At 32.4% G+C, this 18,893-nt stretch carries 16 protein-coding genes, 1 tRNA gene and 1 pseudogene; 6 read left to right on the forward strand and 12 right to left on the reverse strand.

Annotated elements, in window-relative coordinates; genetic code table 11:
• Positions 1-4: 4 nt before the first annotated feature.
• Positions 5-1,210 carry an acetate kinase gene (locus B9N71_RS03095; protein WP_085164066.1) on the reverse strand — a complete coding sequence of 402 codons (1,206 nt, stop codon included), beginning with the start codon at positions 1,208-1,210 and terminating at the stop codon, positions 5-7.
• A gap of 195 nt (positions 1,211-1,405) precedes the next feature.
• Between B9N71_RS03095 and yfbV the strand changes: the two genes are divergently transcribed.
• Positions 1,406-1,870 (forward strand): terminus macrodomain insulation protein YfbV, encoded by a 465-nt coding sequence (gene yfbV, locus B9N71_RS03100; protein ID WP_167370046.1) that lies wholly within the window; start codon positions 1,406-1,408, stop codon positions 1,868-1,870.
• 5 nt (positions 1,871-1,875) lie between these two features.
• Positions 1,876-2,379 carry a primosomal replication protein PriC gene (gene priC / locus B9N71_RS03105; protein WP_065589141.1) on the forward strand — a complete coding sequence of 168 codons (504 nt, stop codon included), beginning with the start codon at positions 1,876-1,878 and terminating at the stop codon, positions 2,377-2,379.
• A 91-nt stretch (positions 2,380-2,470) separates the two neighbouring features.
• On the opposite strand, the gene B9N71_RS03110 is transcribed toward priC, so the two are convergent.
• The 5 genes from B9N71_RS03110 to B9N71_RS03130 all read right to left on the reverse strand — a co-directional run bounded on the left by B9N71_RS03110 (position 2,471) and on the right by B9N71_RS03130 (position 9,336).
• Positions 2,471-2,803 (reverse strand): DMT family transporter, encoded by a 333-nt coding sequence (locus B9N71_RS03110; RefSeq protein ID WP_034910602.1) that lies wholly within the window; start codon positions 2,801-2,803, stop codon positions 2,471-2,473.
• A 348-nt stretch (positions 2,804-3,151) separates the two neighbouring features.
• Positions 3,152-3,535, reverse strand: coding sequence for a hypothetical protein (locus B9N71_RS03115; RefSeq protein ID WP_085164068.1), 384 nt, complete (start codon positions 3,533-3,535; stop codon positions 3,152-3,154).
• Positions 3,536-3,928: 393 nt separating this feature from the next.
• Complete coding sequence (locus B9N71_RS03120; protein WP_085164069.1) at positions 3,929-5,389, reverse strand: DASS family sodium-coupled anion symporter; 1,461 nt, start codon at positions 5,387-5,389, stop codon at positions 3,929-3,931.
• Between the two features lie 180 nt (positions 5,390-5,569).
• Positions 5,570-6,535, reverse strand: coding sequence for an FAD:protein FMN transferase (locus tag B9N71_RS03125; protein WP_085164070.1), 966 nt, complete (start codon positions 6,533-6,535; stop codon positions 5,570-5,572).
• 29 nt (positions 6,536-6,564) lie between these two features.
• The gene (locus B9N71_RS03130; RefSeq protein WP_085164071.1) at positions 6,565-9,336 is read right to left on the reverse strand and encodes a flavocytochrome c; all 2,772 of its coding nucleotides are present in this window, start codon (positions 9,334-9,336) and stop codon (positions 6,565-6,567) included.
• 521 nt (positions 9,337-9,857) lie between these two features.
• Between B9N71_RS03130 and B9N71_RS03135 the strand changes: the two genes are divergently transcribed.
• Positions 9,858-10,910 (forward strand): beta/alpha barrel domain-containing protein, encoded by a 1,053-nt coding sequence (locus B9N71_RS03135; RefSeq protein WP_085164072.1) that lies wholly within the window; start codon positions 9,858-9,860, stop codon positions 10,908-10,910.
• A 177-nt stretch (positions 10,911-11,087) separates the two neighbouring features.
• On the opposite strand, the gene B9N71_RS13470 is transcribed toward B9N71_RS03135, so the two are convergent.
• The 3 genes from B9N71_RS13470 to dnaQ all read right to left on the reverse strand — a co-directional run bounded on the left by B9N71_RS13470 (position 11,088) and on the right by dnaQ (position 12,296).
• Positions 11,088-11,282: a DUF454 family protein gene (locus B9N71_RS13470; protein WP_085164073.1), complete on the reverse strand. Its 195-nt coding sequence runs from the start codon at positions 11,280-11,282 to the stop codon at positions 11,088-11,090.
• Positions 11,283-11,368: 86 nt separating this feature from the next.
• Positions 11,369-11,445: transfer RNA gene (locus B9N71_RS03145), tRNA-Asp, on the reverse strand.
• Positions 11,446-11,561: 116 nt separating this feature from the next.
• Positions 11,562-12,296, reverse strand: a complete 735-nt coding sequence (gene dnaQ, locus B9N71_RS03150; protein WP_244178508.1) for a DNA polymerase III subunit epsilon — start codon at positions 12,294-12,296, stop codon at positions 11,562-11,564.
• Between the two features lie 179 nt (positions 12,297-12,475).
• Here dnaQ and rnhA point away from each other — a divergent pair, with 179 nt between their 5' ends.
• The 3 genes and pseudogenes from rnhA to B9N71_RS03165 all read left to right on the forward strand — a co-directional run bounded on the left by rnhA (position 12,476) and on the right by B9N71_RS03165 (position 15,038).
• Positions 12,476-12,949 (forward strand): ribonuclease HI, encoded by a 474-nt coding sequence (rnhA, locus tag B9N71_RS03155; RefSeq protein WP_065589823.1) that lies wholly within the window; start codon positions 12,476-12,478, stop codon positions 12,947-12,949.
• An 85-nt stretch (positions 12,950-13,034) separates the two neighbouring features.
• A pseudogene (gene gloB, locus B9N71_RS03160) lies at positions 13,035-13,762 on the forward strand (hydroxyacylglutathione hydrolase).
• A 40-nt stretch (positions 13,763-13,802) separates the two neighbouring features.
• Positions 13,803-15,038, forward strand: coding sequence for a transglycosylase SLT domain-containing protein (locus B9N71_RS03165; RefSeq protein ID WP_065639678.1), 1,236 nt, complete (start codon positions 13,803-13,805; stop codon positions 15,036-15,038).
• Here the strand turns inward: B9N71_RS03165 and B9N71_RS03170 are convergent.
• The 3 genes from B9N71_RS03170 to rlmC form a co-directional block, all read right to left on the reverse strand.
• Complete coding sequence (locus B9N71_RS03170) at positions 15,019-15,798, reverse strand: endonuclease/exonuclease/phosphatase family protein (RefSeq protein ID WP_085164075.1); 780 nt, start codon at positions 15,796-15,798, stop codon at positions 15,019-15,021. The genes B9N71_RS03165 and B9N71_RS03170 overlap by 20 nt on opposite strands.
• Positions 15,791-17,359 (reverse strand): glutamate--cysteine ligase, encoded by a 1,569-nt coding sequence (gene gshA / locus B9N71_RS03175; RefSeq protein WP_065589819.1) that lies wholly within the window; start codon positions 17,357-17,359, stop codon positions 15,791-15,793. Before gshA ends, B9N71_RS03170 begins: the two co-directional genes overlap by 8 nt.
• 252 nt (positions 17,360-17,611) lie before the next feature.
• Positions 17,612-18,754 (reverse strand): 23S rRNA (uracil(747)-C(5))-methyltransferase RlmC, encoded by a 1,143-nt coding sequence (rlmC, locus tag B9N71_RS03180; RefSeq protein ID WP_085164076.1) that lies wholly within the window; start codon positions 18,752-18,754, stop codon positions 17,612-17,614.
• Positions 18,755-18,893: the final 139 nt, after the last annotated feature.

Consider the following 18,893-nt stretch of genomic DNA (forward strand, 5'->3'; position numbering starts at 1 on the left):
TTTATTAAGCAGTTAGACGCGCAGCATCTTGAGCAATGACAAGTTCTTCATTGGTTGGAATAACCATCGCAATAGCTGAACCATCTTTAGTAATTTTGCCACCCTTACCAAAACGAGCTGCAAGGTTACGTTCTTGATCAAGTTCAAAACCAAGAATACCTAATTTTTGTAATGCCATACGACGCACTTCTTCTGAGTTTTCACCGATACCTCCAGTAAACACGATAGCATCTAAACGACCATCTAAAAGCATAGCATAACCACCGATATATTTTACTAAGCGATGAACAAACACATCTAAAGAGTTTTTAGCGTTTTCATCTGTTTCGTAATTATCGGTTACATAACGGCAGTCACTGCTCACCCCCGTTAAACCTAATAAACCAGACTTTTTGTTTAAAAGGTTATTAATATCAGCAACAGACATTTTTAAGTTATCATGTAAGAAGAACATAATCGCTGGATCGATATCACCACTACGTGTACCCATTACCAAGCCTTCAAGCGGAGTTAAACCCATTGAAGTTTCAACACATTTACCATTTTTAACAGCTGTAATTGATGCGCCATTACCTAAATGACAAGTAATAACATTAGTTTGGTCAACTGGTTTATTTAATAATTTAGCAGCTTCGCGACTAACATAATAATGGCTAGTGCCATGCGCACCATAACGACGAACACCGTGTTTAGTATAAAGTTCGTTTGGAAGAGCATATAGATAAGCTTCTTTTGGCATTGTTGTATGGAATGCAGTATCAAACACTGCAACGTTTTTAGTTTTTAGGTGTGGGAACGCAGCAAATGCTTCACGAATACCGATTAAATGTGCAGGATTATGTAACGGCGCAAAAGCAGATGCTTCTTCAATTCCTTTTAATACTGAATCATCAATAACAACTGACTGGGTATATTTTTCGCCACCATGAACAATACGGTGACCAATCGATTTAATGCTATCTAATAATTCTGGCTTTTGTGGAAAGATGCTATTAACAATAAAACGAATTGCTTCACTGTGTGCTGCACCAGCGCCTAAAGAAGCTTCGTTCTTAACACCATCAAGCTTCCACTTAATACGAGCATCAGGAAGATGAAAACATTCAGCTAAACCAGATAAAAACTCATCACCATTTTCAGGGTTTATAATGGCAAATTTTAATGATGAACTTCCGCAATTAAGAACAAGAGCGTTATTACTTGATGACATAGTAATTCCTATAAATTGAATAATAAAGACATATACCAATCAAAATTGGTAACTCAACACATGATTTAAAATCAATGTGACTACGCTAAGGTGACTTCTGATATCTTGTTTTTTGAGATAAAATAGAGAGAGTCCCCAATTTGAATGGCACTATTTTAAGACAATAAGAAGTGAATGTCGAGGAATCACAATAATATGAATTTAATAACCACATTTAAAGCTGGTCAAAGGTATATGAAGCTTTGCCCAGTAGACAAACAATTAACACATTCATTTCCTGAATTAAAAATTATTAACTACATAAAAACCGCAAATAAATACTTGCCTCCTATCATTATTGGCTTACTCTTTTGGCAGTATTTCATGCCGGCACAAATTGCTGTAACAATAATAACCATACTATTCACCTTAAGCATGCCTTTGCAAGGAATATTTTGGCTAGGAAAACGTGCTCTATCGCCCTTACCACTTAATTTAATTGACTGTTATAACCAATTAAAAATAAAATTAATTGCTAAAAAAATTATTGCCGAAAAAAATAGTTTAGATGACAATAAATTAACATTTGAAGCATTTATGAAAATTATCAACCTAGCCAAATTACATTTAGGTGATTATTTCGGTCAAGACAATGATAGCTCAACTTATTATAAAGAATAATCACAATGGCAAATTTACTCACTATACTACAAAAACAAATTGACAAATTAGAACAGCAAATTAATTTAGCAAACGAGCAACTATTTCAAGAACCTTATTTTGACGAGCAACTATTTCAAACTAATAAAGTTGTAACAGATAAAACGTTTTACCTTGAAAAAATCAAACAAACTTATCAAGTATTAGTTGCTAACATAAAATTAGAAAAAGTTGAACAAATAACTTTTTTATCTGACAAGTTAGTTAACCAAATTGCAGCCCTAACGCGTGAACTAGCAACCCAAAACCTACGCAAAAAAGGGTTCCAAAATATTATTGCAGAAACCTTAGCCCAAAAACATATGCGTCACCTAGATTACTTGCGCCGACTACAAAATATGAAATACGAACTAGAGCTATCGCCCGAAATTATCAATCAAAGTAAAATCGCCGCAATTGATAACCGAATTTACCGCTGTGAACAAGCAATTAAAAAGATTGAATTTGAAATTGAGAATGATATCAATTAATAAATTTCATACTTTCCTAACTTTAATCTGATCTCATTCATTTGATTGAACAGTTTTATTTGGATTTATCCTATAGTTAATTTACGATTAATCAATGCCCTGATACTTTTGAAAATAAATTAATAATCACAACACCAAACATAATAAACCCCATACCAACTAAAGCTGCAAAATCTAAAGTTTGTTTTAGAAAAACCCATGCAATTAAGCTTATTAATACAATTCCAATTCCAGACCAGATAGCATAAGCAATACCTACGGGAATAGTTTTTAGTGCTAATGAGAGTAAATAAAACGAAGCGCTATAGCCCACAATGGTAATGATGGAATAGATAAGATTGGTAAATCCATCAGATAGTTTTAATGAAGAAGTTGCAACAACTTCACAAATAATTGCAAAAAAAAGTAATAAATATGAATTCATCTTAATACCTATAGTCGTTAAATAAAAAGCCGATTACCTAAAATTAATGTTGAAATCTTATAACCATCAATATCTAATTAACTGTTAAACATTGATAGATGAAAAATATAGTTTTGCTTTGTTTTAATATCATTAATTGTGATGAAAAGGTAAAGATAGATAGCTATTAACGCTTGGAAAGGAAAAGCTTTATGATAGCTTAGGTTTCCATTTTAAAAAATAAATTATTAATTATTAATAAAAACGCATATCAAACCAACTCCACTATTCTATATAATAGCCATTATTATACCTAAAAATAAGGCGCTTTGTAGTGCCAATAAATTCTGCACAAAAAATTTAGTAATTCTATAAATAATTTTGATATTTTAATTTTCTTATTATAGGTGTTAATGTAAAACAATCTGTTAATGGTGCACTATCTAATGCCCAGTAATTAATTAAATCCTCATAATCCTTATAATTGTTAAAAAGAATATTTAAAACCTTTTGAATAACTTTATCATTAGGGTTTAATCCCGAAGAAATTAAATCGTTACAAACATCAAGAGATAAAATCATTAATTCTTTTTTTTCTATTGAAGAATATCCATTATATAGATATGCAAAAATATATTTATTTAACCAATATTTTGTTCTATATTGATCTGGTAACTCATAAGCCCAATCCTGAGTAAATCGATCGCCATATGGCAAATTAAGGTCATCACATAATTTTTTAATTATTTGCATGTTATCCTCAAATTTTCAATTTAAAAATGATGAATTAAATGGAGTTGATATTCGTACTGATGCACCAAATTTCACAACTGCTCTTGCCATATCAAGGGAAATATTATCTCACTAAGTAAATAGTCTCTTTTTTCTCTACTCATATTTTTACTAGATGACCATGATATTTAGTCAGCTTATCCAAATAGCGGATAATTATTGGTAAGCTGACCGCAATATCAATACCTAACACTTCACAATTAAAGCCATTTTATTACATTGAATGTTCTGAAATGACGTTAATTTCTACTACCATCACTTATAAAATTCATTGATTAACATTCACAGTACCTATAACTTTTTTAATGATTCAAGGTGGAATATGTATTATTTTAGAGGATAGTTACATAACAATTAATCCAGACCTATTATCTTCCACCATAAAATTCCAACAGTAAATACGATAATTAGATTTACAACACTACAAATAAACCCAACTTTCCACCAAGTTTTTACTGGTACAAAACCTTCGGCAAATAATAGTGGATTTCGAGCATTGGCAAACTGTGTAATTGATCCAAAGTAGTTAGTACAAATAACCAACGCAAAAATTGCAGTTAGAGTTGGTACACCTAAGGCAATAGCGATCGATAGGAAAACGGGAAATAATGCAGCAATATGAGCATTTCCACTTGCAAAGAAATAATGTAAATAAACATAGGCAACACACAAAATAACTAATACTAATACCCAACTGCTTTCACCTAAATGACCTTGTACAGCTCCACCTATTGTGTCCCCTAACCATTTTGTTACACCAAGTTTATTAACTTGCCCCGCCATCATAAGTAATGCCGCAAACCAAATTAATGTGTCCCAGGCAGCTTTTTCTCCTTTTATATCATCCCAGCTTAATACACCAGTTAAGATCAAAATAGTTAAGCCAATAAACGCAGTAGTTGTTGAATCAATACCGAAATTTTTACCAAAAATCCAAAGCGCTAACAAAAGTACAACAGTAACGCCCATAATGATTTCTTTAACAGTAATTACCCCCATTTTCTTTAATTCTTCAGCCGCTAATTCTGGCGCTTCTGGTGTTCTTTTTAATTCTGGATTAGTCAGAAAGTAAATCACCAAAGGTATCACAACGAATGAAACTAAACATGGCGCAATTGCTGCAACAAACCATTGGCCCCACCCTAATGTAATACTTAATGATGTTGTAACTAATTTAGCTGCTAATAAATTTCCTGTAAATGCCGTTAGAAACATTGCCGAGGTGATATCATTTACATGGCTAATAGTTAGCATTAAAAAAGTACCTATGCGATTTCTTGATTCATCCTTGGGATTGGATTTAAAATTGATTGCTAGTGCTTCCGCTATTGGATAAATAACGCCGCCAGCACGTGCTGTTGTACTTGGAATAGCTGGTGCCAATGCAATATCAGTAACGGATAAACCATAAGCAAGTCCTAAGGTATTTTTACCCAAAATTTTAACAAGATAATAGGCTATTCGTTTACTTAAACCTGTTTTGATAAAACCACGAGCGATCATAAAGGCAATAACAATTAACCAAATAAGACTACTATTTAATTCGCTTAACGAGATTTTTATTGACTCAGTCGCTGTTGTTGCACCAGATGGTCTCAATACAGCAAAAACAGTAATTGCTAATAGACCAATTGCGCCAATTGGCATTATTTCGGCAACAATACTGGCAATTGTTGCAACAAAAATGATGCTGGTTTGCCAACCCTCTTGACTAATACCTTCAGGTGGAGATACAAACAACCAAAATATCGCTGAAATTACCACAATAACGATAAGTGGCAACCATTTTACTGGTGGTTTCTTTACTACGCTCATAATATTTTCCTTTTTAACTTAAATATTATTTAATTTATAAGATTTAATTCAGTGACAATAATACTATTCTTTGTTTGGCTATTATTTATAATTGCTCATGTTTGTATAATTAAAAAAAATTCATAAAAAATAATAAAATTATATCGTTAACTAAAATCGCATTTATTGCAAATTGAATAATTAATCTATTTTTATAGTGTATTGAGTATCGGTTTTTTGAAAACTAAAGTTATCAGGATTTATTAATGCTATAGTTTTATTTTTTAGCAAAAATATGGCTGATAAATTTTGATTCTTTCGCAAATACGCCTTACTTTTCTCAATCCCCCATCCATAAAAAACAGTCGAATAAATATCGCCTTCTAATGAAGAATCTGAAATTATTGTCACACTTTCAAGTTCGTTGTCCAACGGATAGCCTGTTTTGGGATTAAATATGTGATGATAAAGTTTATTATTTTGCATAAAAAAGCGCTCATAAATTCCCGATGTGACAACTGATTTATTTTTAACTTTAATAACGCCAGACAGCTCATCACTAATTGAAAACGGTTTTCTTAATCCTATATTCCAATAACCACTTTGTTCTGTTAAACACTCACCTAAAGTTAATACATTTCCACCTAAGTTAATAATACCTTGATACACTTGATTTTCGAGTAAAACCAATTTGACAATATCAGCAATATACCCTTTAGCAATTGCACCTAAATCAATTTCCATTCCAGTTTTTTTTAAAAAAACGGAATGTGTGTTTGTATCAAGTTCGACATTTTTAGGATCAATTAACAATAGTTGTTGTTTTATTAATTCAGCAGATGGTACTTGATAACCTTGGAAACCAATCTTCCAAAGCTTAACTAATGGGCCAATAGCAAAATTAAAGCAACTATTGAAATACAGACTGACTTTTTGAGCTTGTTCAATTAGGGAAAAAATAGGTCGACTCACTGTCACTGGGTGTTTACCCGCAGCTAAATTAATTGACATAACTTCTGAAAATAGCCGGTTAACAGTCAATTTATCCTCAAGCATTTTTATAATTTGAAAAACAGTGTGTGCAACGGCTTCATTTGGCTCTAAAAGCGTTAATGACACCGTTGTTCCCATTAAAGTTTGAGAATATTCATATCTCGAACATACCATATTAAACAAGCTCAGCTAGTTGTAATAATTTAATTTTTAATATAATCAGCAGCCTTTTTACCTGCTTGTCTACCAAAAATAATGATATCAGCAACAGCATTGCCACCAATACGGTTAGCACCATGTACACCACCAACAACTTCGCCTGCGGCAAAGACTCCTTGGATGATATTTTTATTAGCATCTAGGACTTGTGTTTGGGTGTTGATTGTCACTCCCCCCATGGTATGGTGAACACCTGGTGCGATCTTTATTGCATAAAAAGGACCTTTTTCTATTGGATGACGTATACCTGTTGTTCGACCAAAATCCTTGTCTTGTTTGGTAATAGCAAACTGATTATAACGCTTTACAGTTTTAGTTAATGTATTAGTATCAATTGATAATTTTTGTGCTAATTCCTCAATGGTATTTGCTTGTGATACAAGTTCATTTGAAACATATTCTTCCACTGCTTTGTTTTCATTACGGACTTGCTGATCAAATAAGATATAAGCATAGTGCTCAGGTAATTTTATAATCTCAGCTGAAACTTTATCTCTTGTATCAAGTTCATTAACGAATCGTTGACCATTTTGTGATACAAGTATTGCGCCTCCACCTCGAATCGATTCAGATATTAAATAAGATGTTGTTTGTTCAACCGTTGGGTGGATTTGAATCTCTCCCATATCAACGGTTCCTGCACCAAGTTTTTCCAATAACATAATGCCTGAACCAGTAGCGCCTTTGTGATTAGTGGTGACAAAACCTTTAAGATCGGGTCGATATTTTTCAACCATTGTGGTATTGGCACTAAACCCACCAGTTGCAATAATAACTACTTTTGTTTTTATTACGTGATTTGAGCCATCTTCTTCTGAAACTTTAACACCAACCACTTTATTATTTTCTGTCATAATTTCAGTAACTACAGTATCAAGCATAACATCAATACCACGCTTATTGATGTTTTTAACTAGGCCACTAATTAAGAAACCACCTACTGCAGCACCACTTTCAGGACGGTGAGTTCGATCAATACTCATTCCACCAGTTGTTGTAATACCACTTAATTCAATACCATTTTCATCTAACCAATCAATGGCATTTGGTGCATTTTCAACAAAATAATGTAATAAATCAGGGTTATTTTTATTTTTTCCGCCTATCATCGTTTCGTTATAAAAGAGTTCTTTACTATCTGTAATACCTTTGAGTTTTTGGAATTTGGTTTCTGCCGCATTCATACCAGCTGAAGCTTTATTGGTATTACCACCAATTACAGACATTTGTTCAACAATAACCACATTTGCACCAAGATCATGAGCTTGGATCGCAGCAGTAAGCCCTGCACCACCACTACCAACAACCACAACATCAAAAGATTGGTCATTAGGATCACCACCTTCCGCAAGAATCGCTTCTCTGTTAGATTTGGCTATTGCTTTGGTCACAGCTTTTTTGAAGGCTTCGCATTGAGTTGTTGCGCCAGAAATGGTATCAACATGAGGGCTATTTGAATCAATAATTCTATTTTTAATGATCGAAAAATTATCTAGAACGTTACTATCAAACTCTTTAGCATTTACCAATTCCATATCTTTTATAAAGTCTTTAGCTAATTCCACATTAATAAGGAATTCGTAAGATTCGTCATTAACTTTTTCTTGATAATTTCCCGGTTTGAATTTTTTAATATTAAGATTCACATCACGAATTAAACTTTCAACGAGAGAAAAATGCCATAGAGGTTCTGGGATATTCAGATCTTCACGTTTATCACTATTGATAAATAGCTCTAGTTTTTCACCTTTCTTTATGCGACTAACCCAATCAGGATAAGCAATGCAAGCTCGACCAACCGCAACTAAATCATAGCCATTGTCGATGGCACTATCCAAATCACTTTGGTTAACAACATTACCAACACCTACAACAGGAATTTTTGATAAAATTGGTGAACGCGTCGCAACAAATTTTTTAATTAATGGAGTTGGATCTTGAGTATCAACAATCGATGATCTAAGCGTTGTTCCCATTGAGAAATGGACATAATCAAGCCCTTTTAGGGCCAATTTTTCAAGTAAATACATTGTGTCATCAAAACGAATGCCTGGGATTTCTAATTCTTCTGGAGAAAAACGATAACCAACGATAAACTCTGGGGATGCATATTGCTTTACCATATTATGAGTGATATCTAAGACGGCTAAAGGAAATTGAGTACGATTATCACGACTTCCCCCCCACTTATCATCTCGTTGATTTGAATTTGGTGAATAGAATTGTTGAATAAGGTAAGTATTTGCACCATGAATTTCAACACCATCAAATCCAGCTTGGATAGCGCGTCGCACTGCTTGGCCAAATTTTTCGATCATTTCATCGACTTCATCAGCGCTTAGTGCTACTGGTGTTGCTGCACCAGGGCGTGGTGCTGCTATTGCACTTGGCCCCACAGGCGATTGTCCACCAATTAATTTTGGCTCAACCATTCGCCCTCCATGGTAAACTTGAATTACCGCTTTGGAGCCTTTTTCTTTGATTGCCTTCGCAATCTTTGCTAATCCTTCAATTTTGTCATCACTATCTAAACCAATTGCACCAGGAAAAGCTAATCCTTTATTATCAACAAATCCACATTCAACAATAATTGTCCCTATTTCACCAGATCGTACACGATAATATTCAATTAGATCTTGAGTAACTGAACCATCATAAAAACCAGAACAAGTTGTCATTGGGGCCATCATTATACGATTTTTTAGTTCAACGCCATTAGGTAAAGTTATCGGACTAAAAATATGTTCATTTTTCATTTTTATATACCTACTCACTAGTATTTAAACTTTTTAATTATGATAACATTAACAATAGTTACTCTCCACATGGATTATCTACATTAATAACAACAAGTATCATTTTTTAGACAGAAATTTTTTTAGTGTTATTAAGCAATTATAAAATTATCACGATAAATAGGATAAGATCATGCTTATTTTGGGTATTTTAGAGAGATTATATTGGCGGATCTATGATTTAAAATCTAGAAAAAAATACTATAACCTTTTCATTTAGTTAAATATTTTTATGATTTTTATATTGAACTTTAATTTTATTCAGATAAAATGTGTACAAATTTACACAATAGAGAATAACTTGATGTTTTTAATTCCAATTGGCAGTTCTGAATCTACCCCATCTTTCTACTCTCTATTGTTCCTATTTCTTAATCCTCCTTATGGAGGATTTTTTTTGGCTCTAAAACCTTATTCATTTAATTTTTATTACAACTTAATACCCAACTTCACTTTAAGAACATGCATGATCAGGAGATAGTATGGAATCTTTAACACCTTTTTATAATCCTTCTATAAGCTACGAAGATAATTATGCTCAAGGACCATTTGGGCTTTTTACACAATTAGATAAAGCTGAGCAAATCCCAACAAAATCTTCAAAATTTTTAAACCATGACGTTAATTTACCATTTGGTATACCGGCAGGTCCTTTACTAAATGCAAACTACATTAAAGCCGCATTTGCCTATGGATTTGATTTATGCGTATATAAAACAGTTCGAACAAAACTACATAAATGCCATCCATTACCGAATGTGTTATCAGTTCATCCTAAAGGTAAATTATCGTGTAATTTAGATACAGTATTAGCTGATACTGCTTACAATCAACCTCTATCAATTACCAACTCTTTTGGGGTTCCTTCTTTTTCTCCAGATATTTGGCAACCAGATATGGCTGATGCAGTAAAATCTGCAGGTCATGGGCAATATGTAATTGGTAGTTTTCAGGGGACGCAAAGCAATGAAGCAATAGAAATCGATTATGCTTTAGCTGCAAAATTAGTTAGAGAAACCAATGCACCTATTCTTGAAGCAAATTTAAGTTGCCCAAACGAAGGAGCAAGTAAACTACTTTGCTTTGATATAGATAAAGTCGAACGAATTGTTAACGCTATTAAAACAGCTGTTCCTGATCGCCCACTTATTTTAAAACTAGCCTATTTCCCTGATGATGAAAGGATCGTTTCTTTATTGACTCGTGTCGGTTCTATTATCGACGGCTTAAGTACAATTAACACACTGTCCGCTAAACCAGTTGATGCTAAAGGTAATCCTGCCTTAGGGGAAAATAGAAAAGAAGGCGGTGTCTGTGGAGATGCAATTCGTTGGGCTGGTTTAGATATGGTAAGTAGATTAGCTAAATATCGAAAAGAAATGGATCTAAAATTTGTTATTGTTGGTGTTGGTGGTGTTAGTTCTAGTGAACATTATCGTCAGTTTATCGATAATGGCGCAGATGCGGTCATGAGTGCTACGGGTGCCATGTGGAACCCAATGCTTGCTATAGAAATTAAGAAAAATCTTAAATAAAATTATTTACAGTTAGGCTCACATTTGTTACAGGGTAACTTACCCTGTAATTTTTTACTGCCTATATACCCCACTGCATTCTTAATTTTTCCTAAAATAATAAAATAAAAGGTATTTACAATACAATTAAGGCCATTGCTAACATTTCAAACAAATTTATTTTTGTTGCTTTCTTTTTTATATATAAGTTTGATATTCATGATTATCAGTAAAATAGCTATAAAGACGATCTGAGATATTGTTCAAAAAATAGGTCGTTAATAAATAAAAAAGCACTGTTGGTAGGAGCGGCACGAAAATACTAACTGTCCTCAATAAAAATAAAGTACTACCTATAATTATAAAAAGCCATTTTTTAAATATTATTAATATGTGACTTAGAAAAGTTTAAGTATTCAATTCAATACAGGTATGGCGATGTTAATAATATTATAAAAGTGTAATTAGAAAATTTGAATTGGCGGAACGGACGGGGCTCGAACCCGCGACCCCCTGCGTGACAGGCAGGTATTCTAACCAACTGAACTACCGCTCCGCTTTATTTGATAGCTTTAACGTCGAAACGTTAAAGTAGGCGTGATATTAAAGATTATTTTTATTCTCGTCAATAAAATTTTTAAAATATACGATCAATTGAATACAAAACAATCATTAATTTATATTCCACAATGCTCCCCCACTTTTTTTGTCAATTTTTTTTAAAATAATCTCATGTTCAGAAAGTTCATGTCCTGTGGCTCTGATTACTTTCAAAGGCACACCATTACGTTCTACTCTTTTAATTGAATTAGATTCTGATAAAGATGAGTTATTATCTTCAGAACTAAAAGACAATGTCGTTTGCCCACCTGTCATAGCTAAATAGACTTCAGCTAAAATCTCAGCATCTAATAATGCACCATGCAATGTTCGGTGGGAATTATCTATCTGATAACGTTCACATAACACATCTAAATTATTACGTTTACCTGGAAACAAACGCCTTGCCATAGCCAAGGTATCAGTAATAATACAATGATCAGCTGTTTTAAAATCCAGACCACAAAGACGAAATTCATAATCCATAAAACCTACGTCAAATGATGCATTATGGATAATTAACTCGGCACCATCTATAAATTTAATAAAATCGTGAGCAACATTTTTAAATATAGGTTTATCTTTAACAAAATCATCACTGATTCCATGCACTTTAAATGCATCTTCATCAATTAAGCGTTCGGGGTTTATGTAAACATGAAAATGGTTACCAGTTAAACGTCGATTAATAATTTCAACAGCGCCAATTTCAATAATCTTATGTCCTTCATAATGATTATTACCTTCTTGGTTCATACCTGTCGTTTCAGTATCTAATACAATTTGTCGTGTAGAATTATGGATCACTTTCTTCTCTTTTATATCAATCGTTGGGAAAAACTTTTATTTAGTGGTATAGTCTAGCACCAAAATCCCTTAAAGTTGATACATTCAAAAATTAATATAGTCCTTAATTTATTTAAGTCACAGAGTTACAGTAAATGAATTAATAAAAAATTTAAATAGTCATAAATGAAATTAAAAAGATGTTAAAAAAAATTGAAATATATACTGATGGCTCTTGCCTAGGTAACCCCGGTCCTGGTGGTTATGCTGCAATTTTAAAATATAAAACAAACGAAAAAATATTATCAGAAGGTTTTTTTAAAACTACGAATAATCGTATGGAATTATTAGCTGCAATTGTTGCTTTAGAGCAATTAAAGCAGCCTTGTCAAATTGAATTATATTCTGATAGTCAATATTTGCGAAATGGAATTATTAATTGGATACATGGTTGGAAAAAAAATGGTTGGAAGACCGCCAACAAAAAACCAGTAAAAAATGTTGATTTATGGAAAAGGCTTGATCAAGTAGTACAAACTCACAAAATTGAGTGGATTTGGGTAAAGGGTCATGCTGGACATATTGAAAACGAGCGTTGTGACATTATAGCTAAAACACAAGCTCAATCCCCTACACTACAAGATACTATATTTGAACAATGCATAAATGGTTAATGTATTAATTAAATATTTTTATTCAATTTTAAAAAGTTTATTTGCTTTTAACGACATAATTTATAATTAATGGTAAAAAATTAAAATGTATAAACTACATAACATTGCATCGTTAAAGGATAATTATATTTGGATTCTAACAAATGCCAGTAACCAAGCCATAATTATCGATCCTGGGGAAGCCGAACCTGTTATTAATTATATTAATAAGCATAAATTAATACCCCTTGGAATTTTACTTACTCATCACCATATTGATCACACTGGAGGAGTAAACGAATTAAAAGCTCAATATCAAGATATTGATGTTTACGGTCCAAGTGAAATCAATTTACCAATTAATTATCTTATCAAACAAGATAAAGTATGTATTGGTGATTTTAGTTTTGAAGTTATAGAAGTACCAGGGCACACTCTTGGTCATTTGGCATATTATTGCAGGCCCTATTTATTTTCCGGAGATACTTTATTTTCAGCCGGTTGTGGAAGGATTTTTGAAGGGACTCATGAACAAATGTTAAATTCTTTAAAACAATTAAAACAACTGCCTAATGATACTTTAATCTGTGCAGGTCATGAATATACTTTATCAAATTTAGCATTTGCGTCCCAAATGCTGCCCGATGACAAAAATATCGAAAGCTATTTAGATTCGATTTCTAATAAATTAATAACATTACCGTCTAATTTATCTGACGAAAAAAAATTAATTTATTTTTACGATGTTATGAAACTAAATTACAAAATAAGTTCAAAATTAATAATGAATTAGAATTGTTTGTTTTTTTTAGAAGCCAAAAAGATATTTTTTAGGTATAATGCTAATCTTAATTTAGGTAAAATTTACGGACTAATGAAAAAGTTATTAATATTTACAGCGTTATGTTTGTTTTTAATCGCATGTCAGCATCATGGACCACGATATAATCCTGTTGTTAGAATAAAGTATTCAAAAAACACAGCTAATAATACAAATAGTTCCAGTAATTATGTATCTATCACTCAAAATCCATGGCAATATATGCTGAATCAGATTGAGGCTAATGTTCCAGAAAATAGTCGCGTTAGCGCGGAAAGAGAACGATTATTACGTAATCCTAAAGGTTTTGAAGCCGTTGCGTTACGTTCAGAGCCTTATGTTTATTACATTATTAATCAGCTTCATAAAAATAACTTACCTGCTGAGCTAGCTTTAATTCCTCTTATTGAAAGCGCTTATGACCCACTTGCTACATCCTCTGCTCAAGCTGCAGGATTATGGCAATTTGTTCCTATTACAGCTAAAGAGTATGGACTACAGCGAAGTAGTTCGTTTGATGCTCGTCGAGATCTAATTGCATCGACTAATTCAGCTATTTCACTTTTACAAAATTTAAATAAGCGTTTTGATGGTGATTGGCTATTAACCTTGGCTGCTTATAATGCAGGTGAAGGTAGAGTAAGAAAAGCCATTGAGAGAAATCAGGCTAAAGGTTTACCAATTAATTATTGGTCGCTAGACTTACCAACAGAAACTATGCACTATGTGCCTAAAATTTTAGCAATTATTGATATTGTTAAGAATAATAAACGATATGGAATTAAATTACCTGATTGTAATTATGAAAATTCACTCGTTAGAATTGATATATCAAAAAATATTTCTCTTGCTAAAATTGCTAAATACTCAGAACTATCACTTGATGAGTTAGCTACTTATAATGCTGGATATGTGCAACAAACAGTAAATGGCCCTTTCCATTTGCTTGTTCCTTATGCTCATGCTAAAAGTTTATTCAAAAAGCTACAAGCAGAAAACCTTGTTGTGAATGAAATTACAGAACTTTTACAAGATACTCCTCGTTCTAATATGGCGTTTGAATTTAGAACAAGTTTTATTCAAAGTAACAGTATAGTAAGTAAGGATAGTTTTTCCAAAAATGTAAAAAAGATTGTTTATCTTGTTAAAGCAGGAGATAGCCTCTACTCTATAGCTCAAAATTATCGTGTGAAAATTACCGATATCTTGCAATGGAATAATCTAAAGAATTCTAGAGTTCAAGAAGGTGATATGTTGACAATTAATCTTGTCAACGCAAATCCAATCTAAAATTTACTAATAAAGGATTATGATCTGATGCGGTTGTGCTAATAATTTCAGCCGCATTAAGTTGTAATCCTCGATAAAAAACAAAATCAAGTGGTCTGCCCATAAATCTCTTTCGAACATCTACTGAAAAATTAACTGGCTTAAGTTCAATTGAACGGACAAAATGATACAACAAATTTAATCGTTGCCGACTCCATGCATTAAAATCACCGGCCAAAATCACTGGACCAGTATGCTCTTTTATATGATTTAATAGCATGTGTATTTGCTGGCGATAAACTTTCACACCAATACTGAAATTTACGGCATGAATATTAGCAACTAATAACTGTTGTTTGGAATTGCTAATAGGATAAATAGTAATTAAAGCAGATTTAGGGACACGGATTAATGGTTCTTTTTCTCTAAAAGAAAAAAGTGAGGTTGGCAAAGTGTCTGAAATTGTCATGACTCCAGCATAAATATCGTTAAAACAATATGCTGGAACATGATCCGCAATTTTATTGTGTTGTGAAATAAAATTTAGTAACGGCGATGTTGTTTGAGCTTCTTGTAACAAAATAAGTTTAATCTTATCAACATAGTTTTTGAGTATATCAATGCAATCAGCCCTTTTTAGTTTAAAAATATTCCAAACTAAAATAGAAAACGATGTTTGATCAATTAATGGCGTATTAACTATTATTGATTGATTAGGTAAAACCAACTCAACTTTGTTATCTGCCTGATAACGTAAAGTATAACAGCGCTTTTTAAACATTTTTGGCGTTCAATTTTTCCAAATATTCATCAAAAGATAAAGTATCTCCTTGCTCTTTCTTTATCTGTTTCTCAATAGATAAATGGCGTTGTTGTACAAAATCACCTTCAGTTAATAATGCTAAAGGTTCTACCATAAGTTGTTTTTTATATTGATTTGCTAAAGCTAAACCAAATTCAGCTGTACCTAAATCACTTATCGCTTGCAATGTTCTTGCTGATAAAGTTAATTCTGGTTGATCAAACATTAAATCTAGACGTTCACAAACATTACGATAACGCTGCATATCATCTTGATGATCTAAAACATCAGCAACACGTAACAAATCTTTAAATAATTCGTGACCAACTTTAGATAATGGCTCTCGATTACTTTCACAACCAATACCAATCTCAAGTCCTGGTTTTCGCCCTTCTATTATGACTTTATTCCAATTCAATTTAGCACATTCAAGTTCTTTACTACTCATCTCTGGTGCTGGTGCTAGTGCACACCAAATTAAAAATAGATCTATAAAACGTATTTGATCTTCAGTAATTCCTATTGGCGAAAATGGATTAACATCTAATGCTCTTACTTCAATATACTCAATACCACCACGCAAAAGTGCATCCGATGGAGATTCCCCTGCCATTGGCACTCGTTTAGGTCGAATAGGTGCGTAAAACTCATTTTCAATCTGTAATACATTATCATTTAATTGGCGATAATGCCCATCCGCTTTAATTCCCAACTTAGCAAAATCTACAGACTTTGTGCGCGTTGCACGTTTTAGTCCCTCAACATATGTATTTAAATGGTTAAAAGTAATACCAAGCTGTTTTTGAGCATTATTGGTGTATCCAATATCACTTAATCTTAAAGAAGTTGCATAAGGCAAATAGCAGTTGCCATTTGTTTGTTCAATAAAGGCTTGTGCTTTAACTGGATCTTGAATAAATGAAGAACACATTGATGGCGATGCACCAAATAAATAAGGAATAACCCAACCAAAACGATAATAATTTCGTATTAAGGTAAAATAACCTTCAGAAATTACAGCTTTGCCTTCTTCGGTATTTTTAACCCCTTCTCTTGCTTGCCAAAATGCAGTTGGTAGTGAAAAATTATAGTGAACACCTGAAATGGTCTGCATCATTGCACCATAGCGGTTTTTCAATCCTTCACGATAAATCGTTTTAAAGCGACCTTCATTAGAAGTACCATATTGAGCAAGAATAATATCTTTTTCGTTTGCAACAAAACAAGGCATACTTAAAGGCCACATCATTTCATCACCAATATTTACGCTAGCATAACGATGCAAATCGCGCAAAAACGTCAACATATAATCAATATTAGTATTAACTGGCGTGATAAATTCTAACATTGATTCGGCAAAATCAGTTGTTATCCAAGGGTGGGTTAACGCAGCACCAATTTTTGAAGGAAATGGCGTTTTTGACAATGATCCATCAGGCAAAATACGTAAAGTTTCTCGTTCAATACCACGTTGAATACCTTGTAAAATGGTGTAGTGTTTTTCTAACCAACTAAGTGCTTTTGAGACATCAGGAATCATATTTTGCGCTTCCTTAAAATGTAGTTATTTAATATTTATATTAACATAATTTAAAATTATGCGATGGGCTAATTTATGACAACACTTGGAATAAATTAGTATTATACGCCGTAACATAGCAATCCTAAAAACTATAATTTACTATTTTTATTACAAAAAATTCGATCTTAAATACATGGCAACTTAAAAAAATAACAGCTATTTCATGGATAGGAAATAGCACATATAATATTTATCATAAATCTATTTTATTTATAATCGTTGCAATAAAACTAATACTTCCATATGTGAAGTATGCGGAAACATGTCAAATAATTTTACTTTTTGGATTTGATAATTTGGCAGTAACATTAAATCATCAACTAATGAAAATAAGTTACAACTTGAATACATAATATAATTAGGTGCCATTTGTTTCAAATACTGCATAAGTACTTTACCTGCCCCTCGTCTTGGGGGATTTAGTAAAACTAAATCCGGTACATTTTTTTGAGCTGTAGCGTATTGTGTTGCGTCAAATGCTTTGAAGTTTAATTGTTTAAAACCTAATTTTTTTGCTGATTTAGTTGCACACTCAATTGCATCTGAATTAATTTCAATACCTGTAAGGCTAATATTTTTCTCAGCAACAAGGTTAGCACAACTTAACCCAAAACCACCTACCCCACAAAACATATCCCAAATAGAATGAATAGGTAAATCTGTGATCCAGTCACTTGCTGTTTTATAAAGGCTGCTGGCAACATATGGATTTGTTTGAAAAAAGCTTTTAGGTTTAATAAAAAGAGGAGTGTTATTTAAAGTTATCGGAAGAAATGAATTATCAGTTAAGACTATTTCTTCTTCACCTTCTAAAATAGCCGCATGATTTGGTTGAATATTTATCGAGATTACGTCTAAGTTTTGAATTTTGTCTTGTAATTGTTTAATAGAATTATTTATTTTAGCAACAAACTTGTGTGATTTTAAAACAAATCGCAACATAAAGTTGCTCGTACTCTCAATTTTACTTTCAGTAATTATAACAAATTTCAACTCCCCTTTACGCTTATTAATATTATAAGGAATAAGCCCTTGTTTACGAATGAAAGTTCGAACAAGTTTTAAGATATTTTGCATACTGTTTGAGTAAAGAGGACAATCGCATAAATCGACGGCCTCATTCCCCGTTTGTATACCTAAAACGGGCTTTTCGACACTACCTAACACTGCCATCTTTGCTTTATTACGAAAAGCGGTTTCATGACTAGCAAAAGGTTCTTCAACCTTGTTTGGTTTAAATTGGATTAATTGTTGTAATAACTTATTTTGTTTTTCTGCCAGTTGTACATGATAAGGATGTTCAATCCATTGACAAGATAAACACTTTTTTTGTTGGTAAAAGCGACATTGCATTGCGATTAAAGCCTTTTTTATAATGGGTATAATTATATACAGAATATCGAACGAATATAACAATAGTTTTGAATTTTATACTAAAACATATATTTTCCTGAAACTTTTTTACAAAAAAATTATAGGAATATAAGAAAAA

Origin of the sequence: Gilliamella bombi (genome assembly GCF_900103255.1) — a bacterium.
In the GTDB taxonomy this organism is placed as follows: Bacteria; Pseudomonadota; Gammaproteobacteria; order Enterobacterales; family Orbaceae; genus Gilliamella; species Gilliamella bombi.

Bases quoted from the DNA above. Each gene is read 5' to 3' on its own strand.
- B9N71_RS03095 (WP_085164066.1), bottom strand. From the start codon at position 1,210: ATGTCATCAAGTAATAACGCTCTTGTTCTTAATTGCGGAAGTTCATCA.
- yfbV (WP_167370046.1), top strand. From the start codon at position 1,406: ATGAATTTAATAACCACATTTAAAGCTGGTCAAAGGTATATGAAGCTT.
- priC (WP_065589141.1), top strand. From the start codon at position 1,876: ATGGCAAATTTACTCACTATACTACAAAAACAAATTGACAAATTAGAA.
- B9N71_RS03110 (WP_034910602.1), bottom strand. From the start codon at position 2,803: ATGAATTCATATTTATTACTTTTTTTTGCAATTATTTGTGAAGTTGTT.
- B9N71_RS03115 (WP_085164068.1), bottom strand. From the start codon at position 3,535: ATGCAAATAATTAAAAAATTATGTGATGACCTTAATTTGCCATATGGC.
- B9N71_RS03120 (WP_085164069.1), bottom strand. From the start codon at position 5,389: ATGAGCGTAGTAAAGAAACCACCAGTAAAATGGTTGCCACTTATCGTT.
- B9N71_RS03125 (WP_085164070.1), bottom strand. From the start codon at position 6,535: ATGGTATGTTCGAGATATGAATATTCTCAAACTTTAATGGGAACAACG.
- B9N71_RS03130 (WP_085164071.1), bottom strand. From the start codon at position 9,336: ATGAAAAATGAACATATTTTTAGTCCGATAACTTTACCTAATGGCGTT.
- B9N71_RS03135 (WP_085164072.1), top strand. From the start codon at position 9,858: ATGGAATCTTTAACACCTTTTTATAATCCTTCTATAAGCTACGAAGAT.
- rnhA (WP_065589823.1), top strand. From the start codon at position 12,476: ATGTTAAAAAAAATTGAAATATATACTGATGGCTCTTGCCTAGGTAAC.
- B9N71_RS03165 (WP_065639678.1), top strand. From the start codon at position 13,803: ATGAAAAAGTTATTAATATTTACAGCGTTATGTTTGTTTTTAATCGCA.
- B9N71_RS03170 (WP_085164075.1), bottom strand. From the start codon at position 15,798: ATGTTTAAAAAGCGCTGTTATACTTTACGTTATCAGGCAGATAACAAA.
- gshA (WP_065589819.1), bottom strand. From the start codon at position 17,359: ATGATTCCTGATGTCTCAAAAGCACTTAGTTGGTTAGAAAAACACTAC.
- rlmC (WP_085164076.1), bottom strand. From the start codon at position 18,754: ATGCAATGTCGCTTTTACCAACAAAAAAAGTGTTTATCTTGTCAATGG.